This is a genomic window from uncultured Cardiobacterium sp. (assembly GCF_938028185.1).
Lineage (GTDB): Bacteria > Pseudomonadota > Gammaproteobacteria > Cardiobacteriales > Cardiobacteriaceae > Cardiobacterium.
The window spans coordinates 1-5277 of the sequence record NZ_CALJAH010000437.1; the positions used below are offsets into that span (position 1 = coordinate 1).

At 58.6% G+C, this 5277-nt stretch carries 6 protein-coding genes and 1 tRNA gene; all 7 read left to right on the plus strand.

The features are described from left to right. Nucleotides 1–1467 (plus strand): tetratricopeptide repeat protein (locus Q0349_RS12610; protein WP_298081370.1); only part of this gene is annotated, 1467 nt, incomplete at its 5' end. Continuing rightward, the gene (locus tag Q0349_RS12615; RefSeq protein ID WP_298081371.1) at nt 1451–1993 is read left to right on the plus strand and encodes a lipoprotein insertase outer membrane protein LolB; all 543 of its coding nucleotides are present in this window, start codon (nt 1451–1453) and stop codon (nt 1991–1993) included. The genes Q0349_RS12610 and Q0349_RS12615, both read left to right, overlap by 17 nt. A 113-nt stretch (nt 1994–2106) precedes the next feature. Further along, nucleotides 2107–2182, plus strand: a tRNA-Gln gene (locus Q0349_RS12620). Nucleotides 2183–2227: 45 nt separating this feature from the next. After that, nucleotides 2228–3166 (plus strand): ribose-phosphate pyrophosphokinase, encoded by a 939-nt coding sequence (locus Q0349_RS12625; protein ID WP_298081372.1) that lies wholly within the window; start codon nt 2228–2230, stop codon nt 3164–3166. A 68-nt stretch (nt 3167–3234) separates the two neighbouring features. Beyond that, a complete protein-coding gene (locus Q0349_RS12630) occupies nt 3235–3873 on the plus strand; it encodes a 50S ribosomal protein L25/general stress protein Ctc (protein WP_298081373.1) in 639 nt (212 codons plus the stop codon). A gap of 6 nt (nt 3874–3879) precedes the next feature. Further along, nucleotides 3880–4452 (plus strand): aminoacyl-tRNA hydrolase, encoded by a 573-nt coding sequence (pth, locus tag Q0349_RS12635; protein ID WP_298081374.1) that lies wholly within the window; start codon nt 3880–3882, stop codon nt 4450–4452. A 38-nt stretch (nt 4453–4490) separates the two neighbouring features. Continuing rightward, nucleotides 4491–5277 (plus strand): redox-regulated ATPase YchF (gene ychF / locus Q0349_RS12640; protein ID WP_298081375.1); only part of this gene is annotated, 787 nt, incomplete at its 3' end.

Below are 5277 nucleotides of genomic sequence, written 5' to 3' on the forward strand. Positions count from 1 at the left end.
CTCGCCTGGGATACGCGCGATTTTGCCCGCGCCGAGAAGATTGCCCGTGTCTGGCTGGAGGCGTTTCCCAGGGATTTGGACGCGCGGCTGGCGCTGTTGCGCGTGCTGCTTGCCGACAGTCGCGGTGATGAGGCGCTGGCGCAGATGTCGGCCTTGCTCGATGCCGATGGCGGGCCGCAGATGGTGGCGCAGATTTTCCGCGTGCTGGCGGAGTTCCCGGACAGCGCCACCCGGCTGGTGTTGTTGCAGCGGCTGAGCGCGCAGTTCCCGAAGAATCCGTATCTTTATTATTATCTTGGCCTGATGGCGAAGGAGCAGGGCAAGGTGACAACAGCGGTGCAGGCGTTCAGCGATGCCATCGCTCTCGACGGCAACTGGCGTGAGCTGGAGCTGATGCAGGCGCAGGTGCTGGCGAGCATCGGCAAGTTGCAGGAGGCACGCAAGATTATGGACCGCATCACCACGCGCTATCCGCAGGACATCAATCTGCTTTCGGCCTATGTGGATATGCTGGTCGCGCATTATCAGTGGCAGGATGCGATTACCCTCGCCCTACGCTGGAAAGAATTGCGCCCGCAGGATGCAACGGTGCGGCAGCTGGTGGCGCAGTTGTATGCGTCGGCGGGCGATTATCCGGCAGCGTTGCAGGCGTTCCGCGAGTTGCTGGACAGCCATCGCATTGACATGAACAGTTATCTGTTTTTTGTCGCCAACGCCGCCGAGCACAGCGGGCAAGAGGATGTTGCCACTACCCTGCTCGGCGAGATTGCTGCCGATTCGCCGCGTTATTTGCAGGCGCAGGAGCGGCTGGCGCTGCTGTCGTTCAACCGGGGCGATTACGACAAGGCACAGGCGCGTTTTGCCGCCTTGCGTCAGGAATTCCCCGATGACGCGCAGGTGCTGGACACCTATCTGGTTGAAACGGCGCAACTGCGGCGGACGCAGCAATGGCGGCGGCTGGAAAAATTGCTGAAAGAAGCGCTGGCACGCTATCCCGATCAGGTTGATTTGCTCTACGTCCTCGCCGATTTCAACGCCGCGCGCGGCAACCTCAAGGAAGCCGAGGAGCAGTTCAACAAAATCCTCGCCGCTGACCCGGCCAATATCGACGCGCTCAACGCCTACGGCTATATGCTGCTGACGCAAACGGACGACGAAAAAAAAGCAGCGCAACTGATAGAAGCGGCCATCAAACTCTACCCGGATTCCCCGGCGATTCAGGACAGCTACGGCTGGCTGCTCTACCGCCAGGGCAAAACCGAGGACGCGCTCAACTGGTTGCGCCGCGCCTACGCCGCCTATCGCAACGACGAAATACCCGCGCATTACATCGAAGTGCTGGACGCATCCGGCGACAAGGCGCTCGCCGCCGAAGTTTATCGCTACGAAAAACAGGGGCAGCCGGACAATCTCGCCCTCAAATCCATTGGCAAAAAACTGGGACTCGACCATGACAAGAAAAAATAAACTGGCGGCATTCGGCCTCGCCCTGCTCCTCGCCGGCTGCGCGATGCCGCCGGCAGAAGACGAAAACGTGAGCTACACCACCACGCTCAACCCGCAACATTGGCGCGCCGAAGGCAAAATTGCGATGCGCTACCCCGAATGCCACCGCAGCCGTGGCTGCGAAGACAAAGGCGTCAATGCCAACATGGCATGGACCCACCACAACCAGGACGAACTGCTGGTCATCACCGACCCCTTCGGCCAGGAACGGATGCGCATTGACTATCGCGGTGGTGTCATCAACGTGCGCGAAGGGGCGCGCGAAGAAGTGATGAGCAAAGAAGAACTGGCAAAAGAAGTCGGCCTGCCAGTGCCGCTCGAATCCATCGCCAACTGGCTGATTACCCAACGCAGCGACGAAAGTTTCAACGCCGACGGCTGGCAGGTCGATGTCCGCGACTGGCAGGGCGCGTATTACCGCAGCATCCGCCTGAAACAAAAAGACTACCAGATGAAGCTGGTCGTGCAAAAAATGACGACAATATAAACAGATGCACAAAAACTGCGGTATCCGCCTTGCGCACGCAGAACAAATCGCTATAATGCGCGCCTCTCGCCGACCGAGGCGGGGAACGGGCGGATAACCCGTTGTTCAAAAATTGGGGTGTCGCCAAGTGGTTAAGGCACCGGGTTTTGATCCCGGCATTCGTAGGTTCGAATCCTTCCACCCCAGCCATCTCTTCTACCCAACATCCAAGGTGAAAACGTGTCCAGAGGCAGCATGACCGTATTCACGGGTAACGCGAATCCGCAACTTGCCCGTCAGATTGTCCAGCATCTCGGCTTGCCATTGGGCAATGCCATTGTTGACAAATTTTCCGACGGAGAAATCCGGGTAGAACTGCAAGAAAACGTCCGTGGCAAGGACGTTTTTGTTATTCAGCCGACCAGTCATCCCACCAATGACAGCATCATGGAACTGCTCATTCTGAGCGATGCCCTGCGCCGTGCTTCTGCCAACCGTATTACCGCCGTCATCCCCTACTTTGGCTATTCCCGCCAGGATCGCCGTCCGCGTTCCGCGCGCGTGCCGATTTCCGCCAAAGTGGTTGCCAACATGATTGTCGGCGTCGGCATTGACCGCGTGCTGACCTTGGATCTGCACGCCGACCAAATACAGGGATTCTTTGATTTCCCGGTGGACAACATTTACGCCACGCCGATCATCCTCAATGACCTGCTGGCACAAGATTTCAAAAACCCGGTGGTAGTATCGCCGGATATTGGCGGGGTTTTGCGCGCGCGCGCGACCGCCAAACAAATTGACGCCAAACTGGCGATTATTGACAAGCGTCGCCCGCGCCCGAACGAATCGGAAGTGATGAACATCATCGGCGACAGCATTGAAGGCTGCGACTGCATCATCGTGGATGACATGGTTGACACCGCAGGCACCCTGTCCAATGCGGCGACCGCGCTGAAAGAACGCAAGGCGCGTACCGTAACGGCCTACTGTACCCACGCCATCCTGTCCGGTAACGCCATCGCCAACATCGAAAAATCCGGCATGGATCAACTGATTGTCACCGATTCCGTTGCCCTGCGCGAAGAAGCGAAAGCCTGCAAAAAAATCCGCGTGCTTTCCATCGCCGGACTGGTTGCCGAAAGCATCCGCCGCATCCACGTCGAAGAATCCATTTCCTCGCTGTTCGTCAACTAGACACGAACCGCGAACAACCTTGAAGAGCGCTGGTCGCAAGCGCTCTTTTTTATCCTACGGAGAAAACCATGAGTGAATATGCCTACACCCTGAGCGCCATCGTTCGCCAGGATAGCGGGAAAGGTGCGAGCCGCCGCCTGCGTCGTCAAGGACTGGTACCCGCCATCGTTTACGGTGGCGAAGAAGCTGCCCTGGCAGTTGCCGTCAAACAGGACGATTTGGTCAAATTTGGCCGATTTGACAGTTTCTATTCGCAAATCATCAATCTGCAAGTCGAAGGCAAAGGCGACATCGAAGTCATCGTACGCGATGTACAACGCCACCTCTACAAACCGCTCTATCAGCACATGGACTTCCAGCGCGTTGTTCGTGGCCAGGAACTGCAAGCCACCGTCAGCCTGCACTTTGTCAACGAAGAAGGCAGTGTCGGCGTCAAGGCGGGCGGACTGGTCGAACACCACCTCAACAGCGTGGAAATCGTCTGCTTGCCGCGCAACCTGCCAGAATACGTTGAAGTTGACATGACCGACGTTGCCTTGGGCGATGTCATCCACCTGCGCGACCTGAAACTGCCACAAGGCGTGCGCCTGCTGCACGACGATGACCGCGCTGAAGCCGTGGTTGCGCAAATCGTTCATCCGCAACGCGGTGCCGCTGAAAGCGAAGAATCCGCTGCCGCAGACGAGGACGAAAGCACTGCCGAGTAATCGCGGATGATCAAACTGATTGTCGGCCTCGGCAACCCCGGCGCCCGCTACCAAAAAACCCGCCACAACGCGGGTTTTTGGCTATTGGATCAGCTCGCTGCCAGCGAAGGCGGGCGGCTCGCCGAAGACAAAAAATTTCAGGGCGAATACGGCAAAATCACGCTGGCGCAGCAGCCGCTACACCTGCTCAAACCGCTCACCTTCATGAATGCCAGCGGCCGCGCCGTCAGTGCGCTTGCCAAGTTTTACGACCTGGCGCCGGAAGAAATCCTCGTTGTCCATGACGAACTGGACTTGCCGGAAGGCGCGGTCAAACTGAAATACAGCGGCGGCCACGGTGGCCACAACGGCCTGCGCGACATCATCGCCGCATTCGGCAGCAAAGATTTCTATCGCCTGCGCCTCGGCATCAACCATCCGGGCGACCGCAATCAGGTCGTGGATTACGTCCTGCATCCGCCCGGCAAGATGGAACAGGAAAAAATAGACGACGCCATCGCGCGCGGCCTCGCCATCCTGCCGCTACTCGTGCGCGACGGCGCGGAAAAAGCGATGCACCGCCTGCATAGCGGCGGCTAAACGCAGCCGTTTCATGCGAAACCAGAGAGAAACACACAATGGGATTTAACTGCGGCATCGTTGGACTGCCGAACGTCGGAAAATCGACACTCTTCAATGCCCTGACCAACGCCGGGATTGACGCCAAAAACTTCCCCTTTTGCACCATCGAGCCGAACACCGGTATCGTTTATATGCCCGATCCACGGCTGGATGCGCTCGCCGCCATCGTCAAACCGGAGCGGGTGCTGCCGACGACGATGGAATTTGTCGATATTGCCGGGCTGGTCGCCGGTGCCTCCAAGGGCGAAGGACTGGGCAACCAGTTTCTCGCCAACATCCGCGAAACCGACGCCATCGCCCAGGTGGTGCGCTGCTTTGACGATGACGACATCGTCCACGTCGCGGGCAAAATCGACCCGCTTGCCGACATCCAGGTCATCGAAAGCGAGCTGATCCTGGCCGACATGGCCTCACTGGAAAAAGCACAACAGCGCCTGGTGCGCGTCGCCAAAGGCGGAGACAAAGATGCCAAACTGAAACTGGACATCATCGCCCGCCTCACCCCGCACCTCGAAGACGGCAACCTCGCCCGCACCCTGCCGATGAGCGACGAAGAGCGCAAGGCGATGCGCGAACTGTTTCTCTTGACGATGAAGCCGATGATGTACGTCGCCAACGTTGATGAAGCCCATATCGACGGCGACAACGCCTACGTCCAACAGGTACGCGACAAGGCGGCACAGGCGGACGCCGTCGTCGTCACCGTCTGCGCCGCGATAGAAGCCGAACTGTCGCAACTCGCCTCCGAAGAACAGGGCGAACTGCTCGCCAGCTACGGCCTCA

Excerpts from the sequence above, each read along its gene's own strand:
- Q0349_RS12615 (WP_298081371.1), top strand. The coding sequence starts at position 1,451 with ATGACAAGAAAAAATAAACTGGCGGCATTCGGCCTCGCCCTGCTCCTC.
- pth (WP_298081374.1), top strand. The coding sequence starts at position 3,880 with ATGATCAAACTGATTGTCGGCCTCGGCAACCCCGGCGCCCGCTACCAA.
- Q0349_RS12630 (WP_298081373.1), top strand. The coding sequence starts at position 3,235 with ATGAGTGAATATGCCTACACCCTGAGCGCCATCGTTCGCCAGGATAGC.
- Q0349_RS12625 (WP_298081372.1), top strand. The coding sequence starts at position 2,228 with ATGACCGTATTCACGGGTAACGCGAATCCGCAACTTGCCCGTCAGATT.